20 protein-coding genes and 1 tRNA gene are annotated in these 22,132 nt (G+C 60.7%); 10 read left to right on the forward strand and 11 right to left on the reverse strand.

Annotated features, from left to right (window positions below; translation table 11 throughout):
* Position 1: 1 nt before the first annotated feature.
* The 5 genes from ACVWYQ_RS13075 to ACVWYQ_RS13095 all read right to left on the reverse strand — a co-directional run bounded on the left by ACVWYQ_RS13075 (position 2) and on the right by ACVWYQ_RS13095 (position 5,204).
* Positions 2–802 (reverse strand): SDR family NAD(P)-dependent oxidoreductase, encoded by an 801-nt coding sequence (locus tag ACVWYQ_RS13075; protein ID WP_456725689.1) that lies wholly within the window; start codon positions 800–802, stop codon positions 2–4.
* Complete coding sequence (locus tag ACVWYQ_RS13080; RefSeq protein WP_271543834.1) at positions 799–1,320, reverse strand: VOC family protein; 522 nt, start codon at positions 1,318–1,320, stop codon at positions 799–801. Before ACVWYQ_RS13080 ends, ACVWYQ_RS13075 begins: the two co-directional genes overlap by 4 nt.
* Before the next feature lie 35 nt (positions 1,321–1,355).
* Positions 1,356–3,050 (reverse strand): thiamine pyrophosphate-binding protein, encoded by a 1,695-nt coding sequence (locus ACVWYQ_RS13085; RefSeq protein ID WP_271543832.1) that lies wholly within the window; start codon positions 3,048–3,050, stop codon positions 1,356–1,358.
* A 66-nt stretch (positions 3,051–3,116) separates the two neighbouring features.
* Complete coding sequence (locus tag ACVWYQ_RS13090) at positions 3,117–4,325, reverse strand: ABC transporter substrate-binding protein (protein WP_456725690.1); 1,209 nt, start codon at positions 4,323–4,325, stop codon at positions 3,117–3,119.
* A gap of 180 nt (positions 4,326–4,505) precedes the next feature.
* Complete coding sequence (locus tag ACVWYQ_RS13095) at positions 4,506–5,204, reverse strand: GntR family transcriptional regulator (RefSeq protein WP_271543828.1); 699 nt, start codon at positions 5,202–5,204, stop codon at positions 4,506–4,508.
* Positions 5,205–5,470: 266 nt separating this feature from the next.
* On the opposite strand from ACVWYQ_RS13095, the gene ACVWYQ_RS13100 reads away from it, so the two are divergent.
* The 4 genes from ACVWYQ_RS13100 (at position 5,471) to ACVWYQ_RS13115 (ending at position 8,791) form a co-directional block, all read left to right on the forward strand.
* Positions 5,471–5,701 (forward strand): alpha/beta fold hydrolase, encoded by a 231-nt coding sequence (locus tag ACVWYQ_RS13100; RefSeq protein ID WP_271543826.1) that lies wholly within the window; start codon positions 5,471–5,473, stop codon positions 5,699–5,701.
* Between the two features lie 278 nt (positions 5,702–5,979).
* Positions 5,980–7,002 (forward strand): TRAP transporter substrate-binding protein, encoded by a 1,023-nt coding sequence (locus tag ACVWYQ_RS13105; RefSeq protein ID WP_404655538.1) that lies wholly within the window; start codon positions 5,980–5,982, stop codon positions 7,000–7,002.
* Positions 7,003–7,012: 10 nt separating this feature from the next.
* Complete coding sequence (locus ACVWYQ_RS13110; RefSeq protein WP_271543822.1) at positions 7,013–7,486, forward strand: TRAP transporter small permease; 474 nt, start codon at positions 7,013–7,015, stop codon at positions 7,484–7,486.
* Positions 7,487–8,791: a TRAP transporter large permease gene (locus ACVWYQ_RS13115; protein ID WP_271543820.1), complete on the forward strand. Its 1,305-nt coding sequence runs from the start codon at positions 7,487–7,489 to the stop codon at positions 8,789–8,791. It begins immediately after the preceding gene.
* A gap of 1,030 nt (positions 8,792–9,821) precedes the next feature.
* On the opposite strand, the gene ACVWYQ_RS13120 is transcribed toward ACVWYQ_RS13115, so the two are convergent.
* Positions 9,822–10,622, reverse strand: coding sequence for a molybdopterin-dependent oxidoreductase (locus ACVWYQ_RS13120; RefSeq protein WP_271543817.1), 801 nt, complete (start codon positions 10,620–10,622; stop codon positions 9,822–9,824).
* 633 nt (positions 10,623–11,255) lie between these two features.
* Here ACVWYQ_RS13120 and ACVWYQ_RS13125 point away from each other — a divergent pair.
* Both ACVWYQ_RS13125 and ACVWYQ_RS13130 read left to right on the forward strand, forming a co-directional pair.
* Positions 11,256–11,534, forward strand: coding sequence for a hypothetical protein (locus ACVWYQ_RS13125; protein ID WP_404655536.1), 279 nt, complete (start codon positions 11,256–11,258; stop codon positions 11,532–11,534).
* A 7-nt stretch (positions 11,535–11,541) separates the two neighbouring features.
* Positions 11,542–12,465, forward strand: a complete 924-nt coding sequence (locus tag ACVWYQ_RS13130) for a tyrosine-type recombinase/integrase (protein ID WP_456725691.1) — start codon at positions 11,542–11,544, stop codon at positions 12,463–12,465.
* Between the two features lie 295 nt (positions 12,466–12,760).
* Here the strand turns inward: ACVWYQ_RS13130 and ACVWYQ_RS13135 are convergent.
* The 5 genes from ACVWYQ_RS13135 to ACVWYQ_RS13155 all read right to left on the reverse strand — a co-directional run bounded on the left by ACVWYQ_RS13135 (position 12,761) and on the right by ACVWYQ_RS13155 (position 17,309).
* Positions 12,761–12,836 (reverse strand) — tRNA-Lys (locus tag ACVWYQ_RS13135).
* A 166-nt stretch (positions 12,837–13,002) separates the two neighbouring features.
* Positions 13,003–13,599 carry a Spy/CpxP family protein refolding chaperone gene (locus ACVWYQ_RS13140; protein ID WP_157284152.1) on the reverse strand — a complete coding sequence of 199 codons (597 nt, stop codon included), beginning with the start codon at positions 13,597–13,599 and terminating at the stop codon, positions 13,003–13,005.
* A 198-nt stretch (positions 13,600–13,797) separates the two neighbouring features.
* Positions 13,798–14,802: a TRAP transporter substrate-binding protein gene (locus ACVWYQ_RS13145; RefSeq protein WP_271543753.1), complete on the reverse strand. Its 1,005-nt coding sequence runs from the start codon at positions 14,800–14,802 to the stop codon at positions 13,798–13,800.
* Positions 14,803–15,092: 290 nt separating this feature from the next.
* Positions 15,093–16,655, reverse strand: a complete 1,563-nt coding sequence (locus ACVWYQ_RS13150; protein WP_036037552.1) for a 2-isopropylmalate synthase — start codon at positions 16,653–16,655, stop codon at positions 15,093–15,095.
* A 390-nt stretch (positions 16,656–17,045) separates the two neighbouring features.
* The gene (locus ACVWYQ_RS13155) at positions 17,046–17,309 is read right to left on the reverse strand and encodes a hypothetical protein (protein ID WP_271544286.1); all 264 of its coding nucleotides are present in this window, start codon (positions 17,307–17,309) and stop codon (positions 17,046–17,048) included.
* Positions 17,310–17,488: 179 nt separating this feature from the next.
* Here ACVWYQ_RS13155 and ACVWYQ_RS13160 point away from each other — a divergent pair, with 179 nt between their 5' ends.
* From ACVWYQ_RS13160 to ACVWYQ_RS13175, 4 genes are all read left to right on the forward strand, one after another.
* Positions 17,489–18,721 carry an SMP-30/gluconolactonase/LRE family protein gene (locus ACVWYQ_RS13160; RefSeq protein WP_036006753.1) on the forward strand — a complete coding sequence of 411 codons (1,233 nt, stop codon included), beginning with the start codon at positions 17,489–17,491 and terminating at the stop codon, positions 18,719–18,721.
* A gap of 278 nt (positions 18,722–18,999) precedes the next feature.
* Positions 19,000–20,103 carry an NAD(P)/FAD-dependent oxidoreductase gene (locus tag ACVWYQ_RS13165; RefSeq protein WP_404543298.1) on the forward strand — a complete coding sequence of 368 codons (1,104 nt, stop codon included), beginning with the start codon at positions 19,000–19,002 and terminating at the stop codon, positions 20,101–20,103.
* 141 nt (positions 20,104–20,244) lie between these two features.
* Positions 20,245–20,661 (forward strand): P-loop NTPase family protein, encoded by a 417-nt coding sequence (locus ACVWYQ_RS13170; RefSeq protein WP_404543299.1) that lies wholly within the window; start codon positions 20,245–20,247, stop codon positions 20,659–20,661.
* Positions 20,662–20,809: 148 nt separating this feature from the next.
* The gene (locus tag ACVWYQ_RS13175) at positions 20,810–22,120 is read left to right on the forward strand and encodes an ABC transporter substrate-binding protein (protein ID WP_157284164.1); all 1,311 of its coding nucleotides are present in this window, start codon (positions 20,810–20,812) and stop codon (positions 22,118–22,120) included.
* Positions 22,121–22,132 lie beyond the last annotated feature (12 nt).

Raw genomic sequence — 22,132 nt, forward strand, 5'->3', positions numbered from 1 at the left:
TTCAGTCAGCGCGACCAAGCAAGGCACCGCCATCGATGACGATATGGGTCCCGGTGATGTAGCTAGACGCTGGTGAAGCCAGGAAAAGCGCCAGCCCCTGTATCTCCTCGGGTCGACCGACGCGGTGAAGAGGACTGCCAGCTTCGAAGCGCTTTTTGAGGTCGGGCGTCGTGAGCTGGGTCAGAAACGGACCCGGCAAGATTGCGTTGACCAGAATGTTGTAGCGGGCGAGCTCAAGTGCGGCCTGCTTGGCGAGGTGCGACACACCCGCCTTCGATATCTGGTAGGGCATACCGACGATAGCGCCTGGCCTGATGCTCGCAATCGACGAGGTCAGGATGATGCGTCCGCCGTTCTGTCGCTTCATATGCGGAACAGCGGCTCGAATGGTCGAAAAGATCGAGGTCAAATTCGTATCGATGACCTTGTCCCACAGCCTGTCCGGGACGGCCTCGATCGCACCCTCCGGATCCCGTTCGCCGGCCATCGACAGAAACCCCGGTCCGGCGTCGATGCCCGCATTGGCGAACACGACATCGAGACGGCCGTTTCGTTCGACCGCTTTGTTGACAGCGGCCCTGACTGCATCGCGATCCGTAACATCGACGGCAACGCTTGCCACATCGCCACGCGCCTTGAGCTCGGACACGGCCTGATCAAGGCTCGCCTCGTCTTTGTCCAGCAAGACGACGCGTGCATCATTGTCGAGCATTGCCTCGGCGAAGGCCCGACCCATGCCTTTGGCACCGCCGGTAATGACGACAGAAAGGCCGGTGACGTCGAATAGATCCTGGGTTCTCACGTCGAGGCCCCTTGTTTGAGTGACCAGCGCCGGATGGGATCCTTGCCGTCCCAGCTCTGCGCCGCTGCGAAGTAGCTGTGATAGATGCCTTCAAGCGTCTCCGTCGTCTCGATCACCTCAAGCATGCCCGGCAAGTCGCGGCGGGTATCGACATAGACGATCCGCACACCGCGCGGCGAGAGATCGGAGAACACGACTGGATAGCCGGCAGCCTCGTAGCGGGCGACGTCCGCATCGAAGTCCTTGGAACAGACGGCCCAGTGATGGAAACCGTGACCTTCGACCTTGATCGTCTCTTGATAGACCGACGGCTTGGTGTCGTGCTGCTCAATAAGCTCGATCATCATGTGGCCGGTAAAGGCGACGGCGAGAGTCAGGCTCATGTCGGTCGGCTGGCCTCGATACATTCCCTTCGCAGGCACGAAAGGACCGCTCACAAACCAAGGCCCGATATTCAGCGTCTTCACATAATGCATCATCGCCTGATCGATGTTTTCGACCGTATAGGCTGCCTGCACTAATCCCCCGACCGGCTGACCGAATGAGAGTGGCTTCATCGAGCAAAAAACTCCCGACTACCCGCCAAGCGCTCTTTGGCGACCACAAAGTCGAGAACTGCCGGCTTACCGCTTTCATTGGCCACGAACGCCCGTCGTAGGGCGGCCTCGACCTGGTGGGGATCGGTGACACGCTCCCCGTAGCAGCCGGAGGCGATTGCAAGGCCCGCGTAATCGAGATCAAGGACGAATTCGGTCCCAATGAACCGCTCATTGAAAGCCTGCACTTGGATGTCGCGGATCGAGCCCAAGGCGTGATCGTTGAATATGCACCACGTGACACCGAGCTTGAGTTCGGCGGCAACGGGAAGGATATTCATCACCATCTGGAAGGATCCATCGCCCACGAAGCAGACGGCAGGCCGGTCAGGGTAGACAAGGCGTGCGACGGGAAAAGCCGATGCCGCGAAGCCCATTCCATAGAAGCTCGAGGGCACGATCGTGGCGCGTGGCTCAAAGATCTTAAAATAAGGAAATGCGCCACCCATCCCCTGCGCGAGCACGCCGACGTCGATGGCGACGGTTGCATTGCGTGGGAACACGTGCTGGATGCGATCGAAGATCCGAATCGGATGGATTGGCGTGGCATTAGAGCTCGCCATGCTTTCGCGCTCTGTTTCGAGCGCAGCACGCCGATTCGACAACTCGGCGAGCCACTCCTTGGAGGCCGCGCGCTGACCAGTACCCTTTGCTTTTAACTCCGTGAGAAGATCCTGGAGAACCAGGCGCGCATCTCCCGTGATGCCTATGGTCGCAATGACCGATCGGCCGAGTTCGTTTGGATCGATATCGATCTGGATATAGGTGGCCGCCGGCGCCGGAATATATTCTGGCTTCCAGTTGTTTTCCTGCTCCTCAAAGCGAGCGCCGATGCCGATGACAACGTCAGCATTTGGCAGAAGATACTTTGTGACGTCCTGTCGATGATGACCGATGCCGCCAGCCGTGAGTTCATGATCGTCAGGCAAAATGCCCCGCCCTGCGAGCGTCGTGACGACGGGGCTACCCAGCATCTCCGCGAGCTGACGCACTTCAGACGTCGCGTTTGCGGCTACGGCGCCGCCACCGGCGACGATTAGCGGCTTTCTAGCCGCGAGAAGAGCCGCCGCCGCGGTCTTGATACGATCGCTATCACCGCGGACCACAGCGGGTTTGCCGACTGGGAGATAGTCGCCGACGTCAAACTGCATTCTAAGAATATCCGCGGGGATATCGATAAGCACAGGACCCGGCTTACCCGAGCGGGCAATGGTAAACGCTTGACGCAGGCATTCGACAATGAGGTCCGGTCGATCGACCCGGACGCCCCATTTCGTGATAGCGGCAAAAATCTTGACTTGGTCGATTTCTTGGCTTGCGCCACGATGTGCGTTGCGAGTGGCACCACGCCCCGCGAGGATGACCATCGGCAACGCACCGACATATGCTTCCGCTACGCTCGTGATCAGATTGGTGGCGCCAGGCCCGGCCGTCACGCAGCACACGCCAGGCTCACCGGTAAGCTGCGCATAGCCGGCAGCCATGCTTGCAGCATGCTGCTCGTGCCGCACGAGAATGTGGGAGATCTGCTGTTGTCCGTAGAGAGCGTCGTAAATTCCGATTGTATGGCCGCCGGGCATACCAAAGATGAACTTCACGCCTTCCGCCTTCAGAACGTCAACGACGGCTTGGCCGCCACTCTTCATCACCATTGACTTGATCCAGTTTTTATCGTGGACGACCGCAGCCCCGCTTCGCGCGACGATTTGCTACGTTGACTACGGTTTGGCCGAGCCGGCCTTCACCAACGGGCATCCGCCATCTTGGAGCGGACGGAACGCTTCATCGCCAGGTACTGTGCCCACCACGTTGTAGAGGTCCCACTTTCCTTTGGACTCCTCGGGCTTCTTGACTTGGAGAAGATAGAGATTGCGCAAAACACGGCCATCGATACGCACCTTCCCGTCTTTGGTGGTGAAGTCATTGACCGGTAGCTCGCGCATCTTTGCGGCGACGGCGTCCGCGTCGCGCGATCCGGCGGCTTTGACGGCTTTGAGATAATGGAACACCGCGCTGTACGACATCGCAGGATCCCAATCCGGCGGATGACCTATCTTTTCTTCGAAGCGCTTCGACCAGGCACGTGTCTCGTCATTCAGGTCCCAATAGAAGGGATTGGCCAGAAGCAAGCCGTGAGCGGTCTTGAGCGTGATGCTTTGGACATGCTCGAGAAAGAGCACGTAAGCCGCGAAAGTCGCACCGTTAGAGGTGAGACCGAATTCGACGGCCTGTTTGATGGAGTTGACCGTATCGTCCGAAGAATTTGCAAGGCCGATCACGTTCGGATTGGTCGGCTGCGCCTGCAAGAGGAAGGAGGAGAAGTCGGAAGTGTTCAGCGGCGCGTAGACGGCGCCGAGGACCTTGCCCCCGTTAGCCTCAATAACGGCACTGGTATCGCGCACAAGGGCACGTCCGAATACATAATCGGCGCCGAGGAAGAACCAGCGGTTGCCGCCCCGCTTGAGAACAGCGGCTCCCATGACGTGCGCCAGCGAATACGTATCAACGGCCCATTGCGTCGTGTAATTATCGCATTTGCGACCAGTCACATCGGAACTCAGGGCGCCAACAAATAGCGAAATCTTCTTCTTTTCCTTGGCAAGACTTTGGACCGCGAAAGCAACCGCCGAGTTCGGAACGTCGACGACCGCATCGACCCCCTCAACGTCATACCACCGGCGCGCGATGGCCGAGCCGACGTCCGGCTTGTTCTGGTGGTCGGCAAAGATGAGCTCGGCATTCTTGCCGAGCACGGGCCCAGCGTCGTCGATTGCCATGCGGACGGCTTCAACAGTCTCTCGACCGCCGGCCACGGCATAAACCGAAGACATGTCGTTCATGACGCCGATCTTGATGGGCGCGTCGTCAGCGCGCGCCGAGCTGGCCCACATCAACGCACCCGCGAAAACCGCACCTAGCCACCTCATCGCAATCTCCTCCCAAGCGAGCTATCCTCCTCGGGAGCTCGTCATTTGTGATTTGTGATAACAAATCACAAATGAGAGTCAAGAGCCTTGAGCGCGCCCCAGCACGCACGCGCAACTACGGCAACGCAGCACTCCCAGCTTCGTGTTTGAATTTGGACAGATTGGTGGAAGGCTAGGCGGCTAGTGGGCCAGCTGCTTGTCCTGGATCAAGGCCGCGATGATGCGATCGCCACCTTTCATAAGATCTTCTGTTATCGCAGCCCTAGCTGCCTTGGCATCGCCTGCGCTTAGCGCAGCTATAATTCGATGATGGCCGCGGGCGCCCTCCGAGGTCAAGTTGATCGGAATATGGTTGAAAACAGGCCCGATCTGGAGCCACAGCGACTCGATCATGGAAAGTAACAACGGGCTCTTGGCCGCTTCATACACTGTAAAATGGAACTCCTGGTTCAGCGCCCAAAATTGACGCTGCTTATTTCCACTCAAGGATTTAATCTTCTCATGGATACGCTTGAGGGAAGCAATGACGTCAGGGCTAACGTACTGACATGCCAGGGCGGCGGCCTCGCCTTCCAGAAGAATCCGAACTCTGCGAATTTCCAAGAACTCATCGATCGTCGTTTCAGGTACGATGACGCGATGGTTGGGGAGCATTTTCAGCGCGCGTTCGACGACTAGGCGCCCAATGGCGTCTCGAACCGGCATCAGGCTAACATGTAGGCTTTGCGCCAGAGCTCGCAGCTTCATTTCCGAGCCGGGCGCGAAGCCTCCAGACATGATCATAGTCCGGAGTTCGCGGTATACGCGATCGTTGAGAGTCTCTCGTTCGACAGCGCGAATCGAGCTCTCGAGCCCGACCTTGTCTATCCCTTTAACCATTCGCTGAGCGGCCTCGTCCCCGACAATTCCATCACCTTATCAAGAGACGTTCGCTTGGCAAATCTGGCGCCTTCCCCGGATACATCCTAGCCGCTCACCGATGATTCGTGCTCCACTTCGCCCCGGCGATAGACGCGTATCGCCGTATCCTTGAAGAGTAACGCTTTTTCCGTGGCCGAGGCGCCTGATGCAAGCCGTTTGAATGCGTTACACAACACATGGTAACCGCAGCTCCGCCTAACCGCAGCCGCCAAGTGGAAAGCTGAATGGAATCCGAGACGCTAAGGCCCAAGGTCGATGGCGTCGATACGATAGTGAAAGCGATTGGCAGCGGGCCGTCGCTGCTTGCTTTCCATGGCGCAGCGACCATCGAGGGCTATCGGTGGGCCGAGGGGCTGGCGGATCGTTTTCGCGTTATCGTTCATCCCGGGTTCGGTGAGAGTGCCGCGGCACCGCATATTATCGGCATGCAGCACGTTACCCCAGCAAGCCAATAGACACGATTGGCAGTATTCTTGAACCGCACTGATGCTCGGGATGCGAGCCGTACGCACCTTGATTGGTCCGCGCGGGTGCCGGTGCAATTGCATTCTCTGATTGCGTCTACCTCGCTGCGCTTGGGAACAATTTTGCAGATAAGCCTTTTCAAGTGCACTTGCTTGTGATTTGTTATCACAAATTACGCGTCGCTCGCATCGGCCATCGAAAATTGCTGATACAGGCAACCAAGAGTCGGCAGAAGCCGAGATACAGAACTCCGAGGGAGGGGATCGGGATGCTAGGTTTGATCAAACAGGGCGGCTACGCCCTTTTGGCTTTCGCGTTGTCCGGTACGCTCGCCGTCGCTCAGGACAAGCCCATCGAATTGAAGTTGTCTCACTGGCTGCCGCTTGCGCACGTCAACCATCAACACGTTCTGGTGCCGTGGGCGGCGATGGTCGAGAAGAACAGTAACGGCAAACTGAAGATCACGATCTTTCCTGGCAGCATTCTCGGTAAGCCGGCCGACCATTGGGACATGGCGCAGAACGGCATCGTCGACATCGCATGGGGAACGCATAACTACACCGCCGGGCGCTTCCCGCTGACCGCAGCCTTCGATCTTCCGTTCCAGACTAAAACGGCAAAAGGCGCTAGCCGCGCGTTGTGGGAATACTACGTCAAGCACCTGGAAAAAGAGCATGCGCGCGTGAAGGTGCTGTGGCTGCAAGCTCCTCCACCCTTCCATCTTCAGATGGCGAACAAGCCGGTGCTGAAGCCTGAAGAGTTCGCCGGCCTGCGTATTCGGGTCGGCGGCGGGCCGGTTTCCGATCTGGTGAAGGCGCTCGGCGGTGTACCAGTCGCGTTGTCTGTGCCCGAAGGCTACAATGCATTGGAGCGGGGCATCGTTGACGGTACGATCCTTCCGCACGAAGCCCTTCACGGTTTTAAGCTTGCTGAGGTGACAAAACATCATATCGAGCTGCGCATGTTCACGACATCGCAGTTCCTCGTAATGAATCTTGCCAAGTACAACTCGCTTCCACCCGACCTCAAGAAGGTGCTGGACGAACTTGGCGGTGCATGGGGCGCGGAGTTCGCCGGAGCCGCATGGGACAAGGGCGAGCTATCGGGCGTCGATGCAGCCAACAAGGCCGGCGGCCATTTCTACAAGTTCACCGACGACCAACTGCAGCCATGGCGCGAAAAAGCCGCGCCGATCGTCGAGGAATGGCTGAAGGCGACCGAATCAAAGGGTCTGCCCGCAAAGCAGGCGCTTGGCGATCTCCGCGCCCTTATCAAGCAGTACGATCCCTAGGCATCAGCGAATGCCCATCCTGGAACCGGCCGCAAGGGTCTTGAATTTTGTCGCAATCATAGCCTTGGCCGGTCTCGTCGGAGTAACGGTTTCCGACGTGACCGGTCGCTACTTCTTCAGTAAACCGCTATTCGCGGGCGTCGAAATCACCGAGTTTCTTCTCATCTTCCTGAGCTTTGGCGGACTGGCCTGCGCGGAACTTCGCAACAGCAACATCAAAGTAGACTTCTTTACCCAGATGCTTCCCGAACGGGTTCGTACAGCGCTCGACGGCGTCGGTGCTCTGTTTGGAATGGTTTTCTGGAGTGTAATTTCCTGGCGGGCCATCGATCACGCTCAAGAGGTGCGCGAGAGCGGTGAAGTCTCACTCAACCTCGGCGTCTCGACGTTTCCCTTCTACGGCTTCCTCGCCGTGGGGTCCGCCCTCGTCGCGATCGTGCTCGTGCTGCGCATCGCGCGGGCGATCAACACCGTGAGCCGCTAAATGGACAATACGACAATCGGCGTCATCGGCTTCTTTGCAATGCTGTTGCTGATGTTTCTTGGCGTGCCGATTGGCGTCGCCATGGGCATCGTCGGATTCATCGGCTTCGCCGTCGTCAACAGCTGGGATTCAGCACTCAACCTGATCGGGCTCGCGCCCTACAGCGCAGTCGCCAACTACGTGCTGAGTGTCGTGCCGCTATTCGTCCTGATGGGCCACTTGGCCAATGAGACAGGAGTAGGCCGTGAGCTTTATGCCGCCTCGCAAACCTGGCTGCGTCATCGGCGCGGAGGACTCGCGATGGCGACTGTGATGGCGTGCGCCGGATTTGCAGCCATCAGTGGCTCCAGCCTTGCGACAGCCGCGACAATGACAACAGTGGCGCTGCCCGAGATGCGTAAATTCGGCTATGATCCACGGCTCGCCACCGGTTCGATCGCCGCTGGTGGCACGCTCGGAATTCTGATTCCGCCGAGCATCATTTTTCTGATCTACGGCTTCATCACCGAAACTTCGATCGGAAAATTGTTCTTGGCCGGCGTACTTCCCGGGATTCTATTGACGATCCTGTTTGTTCTCACGATTGCTGTCACGACGTTGAGGGATCCGACCCTTGCTCCCCGAACTGAAGTGAAGGCAAGCTTCGCCGAACGTGCTCGGGCTTTTCGAGATGTTTGGGCCGTTGCGATGCTGTTCACGTTGGTGATCGGGGGCATGTATGGCGGCGTCTTTACCGCGACCGAGGCCGCCGGCATCGGCGCATTTGGCACCTTGATCCTCGCGTTGGCGCGGCGGCGTCTGACCTGGCAGGTGTTGCTACGGGCATTGATGTCAACGGTCGAGACTACGGCCATCATTACCGTCATCCTCATCGGAGCGGTGATTCTGGGCTACTTCCTCGCCGTTACGCAGTTGCCTATGTCCTTAGCAACTGCGCTCGCCAATTCAGGATTGTCGCCTGCGGCCATCATGTTGCTCATCATAGCCGCATATCTGATCATGGGCGCATTCATGGACGAACTCGCCATGATTCTGCTGACCGTACCTATACTCTTTCCGGTTTGCGTTGCGCTCGGTTACGATCCGATCTGGTTCGGCGTCGTCATCGTTGTGGTGTGTCAGGCCGGCATGATCGCACCACCTGTCGGACTCAACGTGTTTGTCATATCGGGCATGGTGAGGGACGTGCCGATGGAGCAGATCTATCGTGGAATTCTGCCGTTCCTCGCCGCGATGGTACTCTTGCTGGGCATCCTGATGCTGATCCCCGATCTTGCGCTCTATCTGCCGCGGACGATGAGATAAGTATAGAGGCTAGCGAATGAATGTTCAGCTCATGATCCGCAGCTCTATGGCACCTGCCCCCGCATTCTTGCTGCAAGAGACCGGCAAGGACATCAACCCAGCTGGTTCGAGATTTGGGGCCACCAATCTGAGGTTTTCGAATACTGTCACTTCAGGAAACAAAGAGATCATCCTGCGCAGGTAGCTCAATGTCGGGGGTTCGAGTCGCTGGTCCGCTACATCGCTAGACCCACTATTTCGGAGGCCTTGTTTTCCTATCGAAGGGCAGTCTAACTGGCGAATTGAGCCCGCGATAGTTCGTCAATAGCCGTCGTTCGTACGCAATTCCTTGCCGGCGGAAATGGAGCGCAGCCAGGTTCAAATCCTGGAGCCGCAACTACCGATACCGACATTCAGTTCAAGTCCCGATCTGAGCGTGGGCTGCCCTGCGTCCCGAACGCAATGAACGTCTTCTAAGTTGTTGATTTTTCTCGGTGTGACATACACTTTCGTCCCGTTTTGTTCACGCTCGTTTCATCCAATTCGTTGCGATTTCGTTGCGGCGTTCTCGGCGAGAACAGTGGACGCCGCATCGATCACCTGAAATGGCACCCGAGCCACGTGAGCATAACGACGGCGCAGCCGGCACGTGGCACGAGTGCAGCGGCGAGACCGGTTAAAGAACACCCGGGAACGGGGCCGTGATAGCGGTTGCCGTAGGCGAGCCCCTTTTCCGAGTGCCCCCGGGCGAGGAGCTCTTTAAATCTTGCACGAGGGATCGGTGCGCGACGTGCCGAGACAGCATGGCTTGGTAAGCGCAGCGCATAGAGCCTGGTGCGCGGAGCGGACGTGCCGTATCAACGCGGCGCGCTGAAATCTTACGTAGTCAACCAGGCTTTGACGGGGCAGCCATAGCAATTCACCTTGCTCAAACTGCAGGCGTATCTCCAATGCACAGCCTGCGGGCACGGCGCGCCGATCGCTGGAGCGCACTTCTTTCGGCCCGCGTCGAGCGGTCCGGCATCTGCGGCGACGCGAAGCATTATAGGTCTCATACGACCGTGAAAGGAACGCGATAGAGAGCATTTCTCTTTCCGTCGTCCGGCTGACTCTCGCCGGAACGGGAGGTCGCGCGGGAAACGATGCTTTGTTGTCCCGCCGCCGCCTCGAAGTTGCACATGAATTGCGTCCACGAATGGCCGGTAGGCTTTTCGACGGCGCAGGCCTTCCAGGAAAGCCCCTCATCCAGGCTGATCTTCACGCCGGCCACGCCGCCATCCGCCCACGCCCAACCCCATGCCCGAACAACTGCCCCCTGCTCTATTGGAGTCCCGGGCGCGGGCCACACAATCACCGATTGCGGGGCGATGTTCCAGACCGGGCGCGTCACGCCTTCGGCGACGACATCGTTGTACCAACGTGTCGTAAAGGGACCAGGAGCGCGCTCTTTGCGAAGCTCGATCCTCCGGAGCCACTTCACGCTGTTGGTCCCATAGAATCCCGGTACGACCAGCCGCAGCGGATGACCGTGCTCCGGTAACAAAGGCTCGCCGTTCATTTCGTAGGCGAGGAGGACGTCGGCCCCCACGCGCGAGCGAGGGAGATCCTTCGTGTAATGCCCGCAATCCGCGCCGCCGAACTCACCCGAGTCCGCACCGATGGACCAGACAAAGGCAGCCTCCGGGTCCGGTTCGACGCGTTGGAGGACATCGTCCAGACGCACGCCGCCCCATGTCACGTTGCAAACACGCTGCGTCGGCTTGTCCGGAGCCAACGGGCTTCCCGCGCATTGGTACACTGAGGCGACGGTTACCTTCTGCATCCGCTTGAGATCCCGCACGGTGATGCGCATTGGGCGGCCGATCAGAAAGAATTCTTCGCTTTGTGATCATGTTGCCTCGCTCCGTCCTCAATATGACAGGAGCGTAACTGCATCCGGATTTCCGCCAGCATTGGGAATCTTCGCAAGGCCTCGTGCGGAGACGAACCCGCCTGCCCGTTTAATGCGCCTTGGCTGCATCCATGCGATGCATCGTGCCGACTAACGCGCCGCGTTTGAGGTGGCCCGGGGAAAGAAGCACGGGCTCTTCGGCGGTGCAGGATAGCCGTCACTGGAAACGAGATCTTCGGCCGGCGTCTATAATTTTAACGCTCGAGCAGCGAAAACCATTGGATATGAAGCTCGCCGATCGATAGTGGGTGATCGCTGTCGAGGATGACGTAGTCATACTTACCCAAAAGTTAGATCACCGGTCCGTCTGACGCCGGACAAGATCACCGCACCAGAGACAGATGGATTTCAGATCCCGGAGTAGATTCCGGCGCCGTTGGCGCACATAGGTCGGTCCGATTTCCACTCCACGCTAGCCGAATCTGCGAGCTCTACAGTCCCGCTCTTTTGTCACCAAGGTTTCTCGGCCTTGATCAACTACGGTCCTGCCGAATTCAGCACCGCTACTTTGATTGCCGGCAGTGGGAGCAGCGAATGATCGAGCCCCGTGGCATGTCCAAAGAACAGGCTGCCGCTTACGCAGGCTGCGAGTCCCTTTCAGCGATCAACGAATGGGTTCGACGCGGAATCATGCCGAGGGCAATACCTGGAACACGCAAATGGGATAAAAAAGCGATTGACGTAGCCCTTGACCGGTTATCTGGTTTGCAGCCTAAAATTGAAGCTCAACTGGCACCATACGACGCGTGGAAGGCATCCCAGAATGCGAGTGCGGCTGAAGGGGATCAACTGGTCCATAAAAAAGCTCGGTGACGGTACGTTGAAGACCTACTGGTATGCGTGGAAGGGAGGCCCGCGCATCAACGCGACACCCGGCACACCGGAATTTATGCGCCTCTACAATGAAGCAGTGGCGTCGTACACGAAGAAGAACTCCGAGACGTTTAGCTCACTTATCGACTACTTCAAGGACTGCAGTGAGTACAAAGATCTTGGTGGCAAGAGTAAGCGCGCTTACGACGGATACCTCAAGCTTATCGAAACCAGGTTCGGTTCGATGCCGATTGGCGCCCTCGAGGACAAGCGCACACGGGGTGACTTCAAGGAATTTCGGGATTCATTCTCCGACACGCCACGCAAGGCGGATTATATCTGGACGACAATTGCGCGTGTTCTGTCCGTTGCAAAGGATCGTGGCAAGATCTCAGTGAACGTCTGCGAGCGCGGTGGCCGGCTTTATGAATCCGACCGGTCTGAATTAATTTGGTCGGCCGAGGACATCAGGGCCTTTTGTGGCGTTGCGTCGGTTGAGCTACAAGCCGCTCTCCTGCTCGCATTATGGACAGGTCAGCGCCAAGGAGACCTGCTGCGCCTGACCTGGAAAGATTACGATGGCACGTATATCCGGATGCGCCAATCGAAGGGCCGCGACAACAAGGGCCGGCGCCGTGTGACTATACCGGTGGGACCGCCGCTGAAGGCGGCGCTTGACGCTGCATTGAAGGAAGAGCGCTCGGCCGTGACTATATTGGTCAACTCGTTCGGCCGGCCATGGACGGAGGACGGTTTCAGGACGAGCTGGGACAAGGCTTTCAAGAAAACGTCGTTGAAGGATCTGCACTTCCATGATTTGCGCGGCACTGCTGTTACGCGCCTCGCGCTATCCAATTGCTCGGTTCCGGAGATCGCCTCGATAACTGGCCATTCGATGAAGACGGTGCAGGAGATCCTCGATGCGCACTAACTGGGCGGCCGGCTCGAACTCGCCGAGTCAGCGATAAAGAAATTGAGTGAAGTATACGGGTAGGAACAGTGAGTTCGGGATGTGGATCGACTCCAGGTGAAGGCGTCCTCGGTCGCCAAGGCTTCTGCGTGAGAGAGCGCTCCACGCCGCCGGGGAACGAGCTAGCCGCTGCGGTAACGCGCAGCCATCCCGCCATCCTTCAACTTGGCGTACAGACGACGAACAGATTTCTCAAACCGGACGTCAAACCGACTGGTCCGTTCTGGTGCGCACTGCTGTAAGTGCTTGATTTGCTTGGTGGGCGCACCAGGGCTCGAACCTGGGACCCGCTGATTAAGAGTCAGCTGCTCTACCAACTGAGCTATGCGCCCGAAAGGCGGTCAAGGCCTTGCGAGGCCGGTCGTTTAGCAAAGCGATCCGGGTATGGCAAGCGATCGGACGTAAGTTTTCCAAGGTCTCGTCCACAGGAACGGAAATGCGAAAAGCCGCTGGATTCCAGCGGCTTCGCCAGGGTTTACGGCCTGAGAACCGGTCCGTTCAGAGCCGGCCCTCCCGGTCCCGGTCGGGACCGCGGTCACGGTCGAAGCGGTCATGGTGGAAGTGGTCCATGCCCCGTTCCATCATGCGGTCCATGCGCTCCTTGAAGTGGTAGTGGCGCGGGCCGTCCTCGCCGCCGCCGAACGGGCCGCGGTGCCGGGTCAGCACGGCGAGACGCCGCTTCTGGCCCTCGTCGAGGGTCTTGTAGAGCGGATCGGCGGCATCGGCGATCTTCTTCAGGGCGGCGGAGCTGGCGCCCATGTCCTCGGCCCGCTGGCGCAGGCGGGCGATCGGATCCTCGGCCCTGTCGGCATCGCCCGGCCCGGCATTCATCCGCGCATTGGCACGGTCGATGCGCAGCTTGGCGAACTCCCGCACCGCCGCCTCGACCGGCGGCCACAGCTTCTCCTGATCTGCGTTAAGCCTCAAGCCGGCATGGACGGCGGCGATCCGCGCATCGACGAAAGCGGCCCGGTCCTCGGGGTTCATGCGCATGTGGCGGACGTGCTCCATCCACGGGCGATGATATTGGGCGTAGACCGCGCCCGAGCCGGCGATGCTGAGCACGGCGATGGCTGCGATGGTGAATTTCTTCATCCTGACCTCCTCTGGAAAGGTGCCCGTGAGGATGAGCGCGAGGGGGCTGACGCGCAACTTACAACTTGGACAGGAAGGGGTCCTTGCAGAGATGTAACTGCCGTGAATGTCCGTTCAGATGCAAACTGAAACGATCTGCAACAAAAAGGGCTTCCGTGCGCTGCGCGGAAGCCCTTCGTTGGGGTCGCCCCGTCGAGGTCAGTTCGTCGGGCTCTTGGCTTCCTTCAGGAACTCGTCGATCAGCCCCTGGCCGATGCGGCCCGCGGCCTCCTTGTAGACCGGCTCCATCGCCTTGCGCATCGCCTCGTCCTGATCGGCCGTCAGCTTGATGATCTCGCTCTTGCCGCTCTTCTTGATCTCGGCCAGCGCGTCATCGTTCTCCTTCTGCGACTGCGCGTTGCTGAATTCGGTCGCCTCTTTCATCGCCTTCGACAATGGGTCACGGATGTCGGCCGGCAGATCGTCCCAGAACTTCTTGTTCACGATCACGACGTAGCCGATGTAGCCGTGATTGGTCTCGGTGATGTACTTCTGAACCTCGTGCATCTTCTGGGTATAGATGTTCGACCAGGTGTTCTCCTGGCCGTCGACCACGCCGGTCTGGAGTGCCTGGTAGACTTCCGAGAACGCCATCACCTGCGGCAGCGAGCCGAGCGACTTGAACTGGGCCTGGATCACGCGCGAGGATTGGATGCGGAATTTCACGCCCTGATAGTCGGCCGGCGTGATCAGCTTCTTGTTCGCGCTCATCTGCTTGAAGCCGTTGTCCCAATAGGCAAGGCCGGTGATGCCCTTGGCATCCAGCAGCTTCAGCAGTTTGGTGCCGAGCGGCCCTTCCGTCACCTTCCGCAGTGTCTTGATGTCGGGCAGGATGTAGGGCAGGTCGAACACCTCGAACTCGCGGATGCCGAGCGGGCCGAACTTGGAGTTGGACGGCGCCAGCATCTGCACGCTGCCGAGCTGGAGCGCCTCGAGCTCTTCCTTGTCCTTGTAGAGCGTCGAGTTCGGATAGACCTCGACCTTGACTTTGCCGCCGGTGTACTTCTCGGCGAGCTCCTTGAACTTCTCCGCGCCCTTGCCTTTCGGCGTGTCGGTGGCGACAACGTGGCTGAATTTGATGATGATCGGTGATTGGGCCGATGCCGGCCCGCTCAAGCCAAGTGCCAGAACCGCGATGGAGGCGGCGATCGCCAAGGTGCGCATAGTCTCTCCCTGTTGTTCGTTTGAGCCCCCGGCGGCGCCGGGTGACCAATCTTATGCCGGCTACATCAATAGCGGCTCGCCTGCAGGGCCGCTATTGGCTCTTAGCAGGACAGGCATTCATGGTGAATACCGCAAGCACTGCTGCGCTCCCTCTCCCGCTCGCGGGAAAGGGTTGGGGAGAGGGTGTCTCCACAACGGGACAATCCTCGGGAAGAGAGAGCCCTCACCCGGCGCTACGCGCCGACCTCTCCCGCAAGCGGGAGAGGAGTAAGAACTCGCAGCTTCGCTTGTCAGCTCGCCGCCGCCGTCGTCACATTGTCGCGCTGGCGCTTCATGACGATCTTGTTGAGCGCGCCGAGATAGGCCTTGGCCGAAGCCACCAGGGTATCCGGATCCGCCGCGCGCGCCGTCATCGAGCGGCCGTCCTGCGCCAGCCGCACCGACACTTCCGCCTGCGCGTCGGTACCTTCGGTGACTGCGTGCACCTGGTACAGCTCGAGCTTGGCCTCGTGCGGCACCAGGCGCTTGATGCAGTTGAAAACGGCATCGACCGGCCCGTTGCCCTCGGCTTCCTCGATCTTGATCTGGCCGTCGACGTCGAGCTTCATGGTCGCGCGCTGCGGGCCGTGGGTGCCGGCGATCACGGTCAGCGAGGTCAGCTTGATGCGGTCGTGGGAGGCCGCCATCTCCTCGTCGACCAGCGCCTCGATGTCCTCGTCGTAGATGTCCTTCTTGCGGTCGGCCAGCGCCTTCATCCGCGTGAACGCATCTTCCAACTGGTTCGGACCGAGCTTGTAGCCCATCTCCTCCAGCTTGTGCACGAAGGCATGGCGACCGGAATGCTTGCCCAGCACCAGCGAGGACTGCTTCAGGCCGACCATCTCGGGGCGCATGATCTCGTAGGTCGAAGCGTCCTTCAGCACGCCGTCCTGGTGAATGCCGCTCTCATGCGCGAAGGCATTCCGGCCGACGATCGCCTTGTTGTATTGCACCGGGAACGAGGTCGCCGCCGACACCAGCTTCGAGGCGCGGGTGAGCTGGGTGGTGTCGATCTTGTTCCAGTAGGGGAATTTGTCGTTGCGCACGTTGATCGCCATCACGATCTCTTCGAGCGCGGCATTGCCAGCGCGCTCGCCGATGCCGTTGATGGTGCACTCGACCTGGCGCGCGCCGCCGGTGATGCCGGCCAGCGAGTTGGCGACCGCCATGCCGAGATCGTTATGGCAGTGCACGGAGAACACCGCCTTGTCCGAGTTCGGCACGCGCTCGATCAGCGTCCTCATGAAGTGGGTATATTCCTCCGGCACCGTATAACCGACGGTGTCGGGGATGTTCACCGTTGTAGCGCCGGCCTTGATCACGGCCTCGACGATGCGGCACAAAAAGTCCATCTCGCTGCGGGTGCCGTCCTCGGCCGACCATTCGACGTCGTCGATCTGGTTGCGGGCGCGCGCGACCATGGCGACCGAGGTCTCGATCACCTGCTCCGGGGTCTTGTTCAGCTTCACGCGCATGTGCAGCGGCGAGGTCGCGATCACGGTGTGGACACGGCCGCGCTTGGCGAACTTCACGGCCTCGGCGCAGCGGTCGATGTCGGCGGGATGGGCGCGCGACAGACCTGCGATGACGGCGTTCTTGGAGCGGCGGGCGATCTCGCTGACCGCCTGGAAGTCGCCTTCGGAGGTGATCGGAAAGCCCGCCTCGATGACGTCGACGCCCATATCATCCAGCAGTTCGGCGACCTCGAGCTTCTCCTCGAAGGTCATGGTCGCGCCGGGGCACTGCTCGCCGTCGCGCAGCGTGGTGTCGAAAATGATGACGCGGTCCTTCTCGGACTTGTTCACGGTGGCCATTCCTAGATTTCCTTTTGAGCGTTTGCGCCGTTCAGAGCCCGTTTCAGTCCCTTGGCGCTTGAGGTGTCCGTTGATCTCGACCAACCCCTGAGCGCCCAGGCGCATGGCGCCCAGCCGGCCCTCAGGGGCAAGTAAGAAGAAGGCCGCCAATAAGGAGGGTGGGCAGCAGTGCAGCCGGGATCGCGGCGGCGGCCAGAGCCACCTCCCCCGAAATCCCCTCGATTTGGCCGCGAATCAGCATTGCCAGACCCTGCAGAGCCTCAAATCCTCGGTCAAAACCATTGACGGTTGGTTTCCGGGAGGGGCCCGATGTGGCCGTTTCTAGACGAGAAATGGCCGCAACTGCAACGCCAAAAGATGGTCAACATAGGTGACCTAAAAGCGATAGGCCTACGCCGTGCCGGTGCGGCGGGCGCGCGCCCTGTTCTCCCAACGGTTCAGCATTTGGCCGAGCTCGCCAGTGGGCGCAGGGGTGCCGGTCTTCGCGATCTCGTTGGTGTTGGCCGGCGCATTGGCTGAGAGCCAGTCCGGCTCAGCGTACTCGCGCCAGCGGCGTGCCTCCGCGCGCCTTTTTCGGGAGACGTAATCTCGCGTGAAATAGCCAGCCGCAAAGGCAAACGAGAGAAGGATGACCAGGATGACGACTTGCACAATGAGCTCCGGCTTTATCCCCTAGCGCCCTTCAATCCAAACGCACTCGAAGGTGACGAAATTGCGACCCGCGATCACGCCGCGGTTTCAAGTCTGCCCCTCGCAACCTGACGCGGACCGGACTAACCTTCGCCTCGCTCGGCCGGATCAACCGGCGGGCCGAACATGACCGGGAGGACACGATGACACGCCAGGAGGCTCCTGAGCAGGAGCAGCGTGCGCACGATGCTGCGCTTTCACGACGAACGCTGGTCGGGGGGCTGGCGCTCGGCGCCGCGGCCACGTTGGCGGGCCCCGCGCTGGCCCAGACCGGGCCCGCCGCACCGCCGACGACGATCACGACGCCGCCGCGCGATTTCGGCCCGGGCGGCGCGCCGACGACCTATTTCTGGGACCCCGACATCATCGCGGTCGATCCGTCCTTCAACGATCTCGCCCAGCCCAACACCGCGATCAAGCGTCTCTATACCGGGCTGCTCTGGGCCGAAGGCCCGGCGTGGAGTGCGCAGGGCCGCTATCTCTTGTGGAGCGACATTCCCAACAACCGGCAAATGCGCTGGACCGAGGACGACGGCCGCGTCAGCGTGTTCCGCTCGCCCTCCAACAATTCCAACGGCAACTCGTTCGACTTCCAGGGCCGCCAGCTCTCCTGCGAACACCTGACACGGCGGGTGACGCGCTACGAGCATGACGGCACCGCCACCGTGCTCGCCGAGTCCTACCAGGGCAAGAAGCTGAACTCGCCGAACGACATCGCCGCGCATCCCGACGGCAGCTATTGGTTCACTGATCCGCCGTATGGCGGCCAGCTCTACGAAGGCGAGCCCGACGTCGCGGGCGGCCCGAGTAATGCCGGCGGCAAGCTCAATCCGCGGATCGGACAGCCGGCCGGCTTCGTGCCGGGCAAGCGCGAGCTGCCGACCAACTGCTATCGCATCGATCCCTCCGGCCGCATCGACCTCGTCGTCACCGAAGACCAGGTGCCCGATCCGAACGGGCTGTGCTTCTCGCCCGACTACAAGAAGCTCTACATCGCCTCGACCGGCAAGGGACCGGGCGACACCGGCCCCGGCGGCAAGGGCGAGATCTTCGTGTTCGACGTCGGCAGCGACAACAAGCTCTCGAACCTGAAGAAGTTCACCGATTGCGTGATCGATGGCGTGAAGTGCGGACCGGATGGTCTGCGTTGCGACGTCAACGGCAATCTCTGGGCCTCCAGCAATGCCGGACGCGCCGTCGGCTACAGCGGCGTCACGGTGTGGTCGCCGGAGGGCAAGCTGCTCGGCCGCATCCGTCTGCCGGAAGTGTGCGGCAACGTCTGCTTCGGCGGCCCCAAGCGCAACCGCCTGTTCATGGCCGCAAGCCAATCGCTCTACGCCGTGTATACGGCGACACAGGGCGCAGGGCCGGGCTGAGCGAAGAGTGCACCGCTAGCGTAGGGTGGGCAAGGGAAGCGTGCCCACGATCACTCCGATACGGGACGAGATGGTGCCCACCTTACGACCCTGAGAGATTTACGTGAATTGCGAGAGGCGCCGGCGTCGACGCCTTTGCATGAGAAGCAGTCATTCACAAGAACAGCGACGAGGCCTTCGATCCCATGCTGCCGCCGCAGGCATCGCACTAGCAGCGGCAGTATGCTATGCGAGCCAGATTGTGGCCGCAACGATCGGCTCCTCGAGGGAAGAAGGCGATGCGTGTTGTAATCTGTGGCGGCGGCGTCGTCGGAGCTTGCACTGCTTATTTCCTCCGCCGGCATGGTGTCGATGTCATCGTCGTCGAACGGACCGCCGTGGCGGCTGCAGCCTCCGGCAAAGCCGGCGGCTTTCTGGCGCGCGACTGGTGCGCGGGCACGCCCCTCGACGCTTTGGCCAGTCGCAGTTTTAAGCTTCACGCGCAACTGCCTCGGGAGCTTCCTGGGCATTGGGACTACCGGCCGATGAGCGCATACAGCGGCCGGGTCGTTCCCGAAGGTGATCCGCGCCGGAACACGCGCTCTACATTCGACTGGCTCAGCAACGGCATCCACATCGCGCAGCGCATCGGCACGACCGAGACGACCGCCATCGTTCATCCCCAGAAGTTCACATCGGCCATGATGAATGCGGCGATCGCGCAAGGCGCCGAGCTGCGCCATGGCCTCTTCACGGGCATCCTGCGCGAGGCGGGTTGCACGACCGTCAAGGGCATCGGGGTGGGCGATAGCATCATCGAGGCCGACGCCGTGGTGATCGCAATGGGTCCATGGTCCCTGCTCGCCACGAAGTGGATGAGTCTGCCCGCCCTGTATGCGCAACGCAGCCCCAGCATTGTCTACGACACGGGCACACATGTATCCGCAGACGCCCTGTTTCTCGAGATGGAGATTCGCGGCCAAGTCACCCCTATCGAGGTGTTCCCCCGCCCGGACGGCACCACCTATGTGACCGCTTGTCCCGACACAGACACCTTCCCTACGGATCCGGCCCGTGTGGAGCCCGAGCCAAATCTCATGCACAGGCTGCAACAGATCTCAGAGCGACTTTCGCCGCTGTTCCGACCGGAGAAGATCATCGCCAAACAAGCGTGCTACCGCCCCGTGACAGCGGATGGCTCCCCGTTGATTGGCCGCGTGCCGCAGGAAGAAGCGCTCTACGTTGCGACTGGCCATGGGGTCTGGGGTATCCTCAATGCCCCTGCAACCGGCGAAGCACTCGCAGAGTTGATTGTCGAAGGCGCGACGCGCAACGTCGACCTCGCGCCGTTCGATCCGGCCCGCCTTCCGCCACTTGATCTGCCGCGAAGGCAGTGGTCATAAGGACTCGCTCCCTGCGTTGTAAGCGCACGCCCATCGAAATCTGAACGCTTTTGGCTTCGTCAGGTCATAACGGTCCCGCCGGCATCAACGGACCCATCCTGCGATCCTGCCGTTAATCCCGACGCGGCCGGGAGCAGCCAGATGGACGATCGACCAAGACAACCCGACCTGATGCAGGACGACGGCTTCGTGCGAGTCCGGGGCGCGCGCGAGCACAATCTGAGAAACGTCGACGTCCGCATTCCTCGCAACGCCCTCGTCGTGTTCACGGGCGTATCAGGCTCGGGGAAATCCTCGCTCGCCTTCGGGACTATCTACACCGGCCTTCACCCGCGCGACGTCGAGCGCCTGATCGCGCAGCTCGAACGGATCGTTGGCAACAGCGTGATCGTGGTCGAGCATGACATGGACGACGTGGCGCACAGCGACTGGATCATCGATCTCGGGCCCGGTGCCGGTGACGAAGGCGGCAATATCGTCGCATCGGGAACGCCGCATCACCTGGCCAAGGCCGTTGGAAAGACCGCGCGCTATCTGGCGCGGCGCTTGGAGCAGTGATCGCGGGTGTGCGGGGGTCCCTTTCGCAATTGCACTCCCGGCCGCGGAGGACGAAACTCGACTTTCGCGATGTTGACTTTCCGCCGTCCCGCTCCCCATACTTTGTGAACAACAACAAGATCGAACGACGGATTTGAGGGAGGATAGGATGCCGACTTCACGCAGGCAGCTGCTGAAGACATCGGCGGCTGCCGCCGCCGCACTCAGCCTCGATTGGACGCGCGCCCAGGCACAAGCGGAGACTATACGCATCGGCCTGATCTACGACCTCACCGGCCCCTTCGCCGCCGGCGGCTCGGTCGCCTCCTCGATCGGCGCGCAGATCGCCATCGATCTCGTCAACGAGAAAGGCGGTGTCGGCGGCAAATACAAGGTTGCTCCGGTCGCCGCGGATTCGCAGAGCAAGCCGGACGTTGCGATCAACGAGGCCGAACGCCTGATCAGCCAGGAGAAGATTGACATCCTCAACGGCGTCTATGCGAGCTCGCATGCGGTGCCGCTCGCGGCCAAGGTCGAGCAGCAAAAGAAGATCCTCTGGATCACGACCGCGGTCTCGACCGCCGTGTTCAAGGACAAGAATCTGCAACACGTATTTCGCGCGCAGATCCATTCGGATCAATACGGCCAGGCCTTTGCAAGCTTCCTCACCGAGCATGCCAAAGCCAAGCTCGGCATGGACCCGAAGGAGGTCAAGGTCGCGTTGATCCACGAGGACGGCCCCTATGGCGTCGGCGTTGCCTCCGCTGACGAGGCCTATGCGAAAGAGGCCGGCATTCCGGTGGTGCTGCGCGAAGGCTATTCGGCCTCGGCGCCCGATCTCTCGGTGCTGGTGACGAAGATCAAGCGGGCCAAGGCCGACGTGATCTCGCATGCGGGCTACAACCCTGACATCACCCTGTTCCTGCGCCAGGCGCGCGAGAGCGGCCTGCGCTTCAAGATGCTGTTCGGAGCCGGTGCCGGCTACAGCCAGCTCGACAAGCTGCGCGCCACGTTCGGCGCCGACATCGACCATTTCTGCAACATCGACCCGGTGCCGGCGCAGCTGCTCGATCCCGCCAAGCTCGCGCCCGGCATGGGCGATCTGATCAAGACCATGGTCAGTCGCTACCAGGCCAAGACCGGCGCCACCGACGTGCCGCCGCACTGCTCGATGGGCTTCAACCAGACCTGGGTGCTGCTCAACAACGTGCTGCCGGTCGCCAAGGAGAAGTACGGCAGCTTCGAGCCCGAGGCGATCCGGAAAGCGGCGCTCGACGTCGACATCCCCGCGGGCGGCACGATCCAGGGGTATGGCGTGAAATTCTTCCCGCCGGGCACGCCGCTCTCCGGCCAGAACGAACGTTCGACGCCGGTCGTGATGCAGAACGCCGGCGCGCACATCTCCGTGGTGTGGCCGACCAACATCCGCACGCAGGACCCGGTCTTCCCGCTGCCGAAGGGCTCGACTTACGGGGCGTGAGGGGGCGGCGCA

This window comes from Bradyrhizobium sp. USDA 3397 (assembly GCF_054060965.1).

Coding starts and splice junctions, on each gene's coding strand:
- ACVWYQ_RS13085 (WP_271543832.1), bottom strand. CDS start 3,050: ATGGTGATGAAGAGTGGCGGCCAAGCCGTCGTTGACGTTCTGAAGGCG.
- ACVWYQ_RS13090 (WP_456725690.1), bottom strand. CDS start 4,325: ATGAGGTGGCTAGGTGCGGTTTTCGCGGGTGCGTTGATGTGGGCCAGC.
- ACVWYQ_RS13095 (WP_271543828.1), bottom strand. CDS start 5,204: ATGGTTAAAGGGATAGACAAGGTCGGGCTCGAGAGCTCGATTCGCGCT.
- ACVWYQ_RS13100 (WP_271543826.1), top strand. CDS start 5,471: ATGGAATCCGAGACGCTAAGGCCCAAGGTCGATGGCGTCGATACGATA.
- ACVWYQ_RS13105 (WP_404655538.1), top strand. CDS start 5,980: ATGCTAGGTTTGATCAAACAGGGCGGCTACGCCCTTTTGGCTTTCGCG.
- ACVWYQ_RS13110 (WP_271543822.1), top strand. CDS start 7,013: ATGCCCATCCTGGAACCGGCCGCAAGGGTCTTGAATTTTGTCGCAATC.
- ACVWYQ_RS13115 (WP_271543820.1), top strand. CDS start 7,487: ATGGACAATACGACAATCGGCGTCATCGGCTTCTTTGCAATGCTGTTG.
- ACVWYQ_RS13120 (WP_271543817.1), bottom strand. CDS start 10,622: ATGCGCATCACCGTGCGGGATCTCAAGCGGATGCAGAAGGTAACCGTC.
- ACVWYQ_RS13125 (WP_404655536.1), top strand. CDS start 11,256: ATGATCGAGCCCCGTGGCATGTCCAAAGAACAGGCTGCCGCTTACGCA.
- ACVWYQ_RS13140 (WP_157284152.1), bottom strand. CDS start 13,599: ATGAAGAAATTCACCATCGCAGCCATCGCCGTGCTCAGCATCGCCGGC.
- ACVWYQ_RS13145 (WP_271543753.1), bottom strand. CDS start 14,802: ATGCGCACCTTGGCGATCGCCGCCTCCATCGCGGTTCTGGCACTTGGC.
- ACVWYQ_RS13150 (WP_036037552.1), bottom strand. CDS start 16,655: ATGGCCACCGTGAACAAGTCCGAGAAGGACCGCGTCATCATTTTCGAC.
- ACVWYQ_RS13160 (WP_036006753.1), top strand. CDS start 17,489: ATGACACGCCAGGAGGCTCCTGAGCAGGAGCAGCGTGCGCACGATGCT.
- ACVWYQ_RS13165 (WP_404543298.1), top strand. CDS start 19,000: ATGCGTGTTGTAATCTGTGGCGGCGGCGTCGTCGGAGCTTGCACTGCT.
- ACVWYQ_RS13170 (WP_404543299.1), top strand. CDS start 20,245: ATGGACGATCGACCAAGACAACCCGACCTGATGCAGGACGACGGCTTC.
- ACVWYQ_RS13175 (WP_157284164.1), top strand. CDS start 20,810: ATGCCGACTTCACGCAGGCAGCTGCTGAAGACATCGGCGGCTGCCGCC.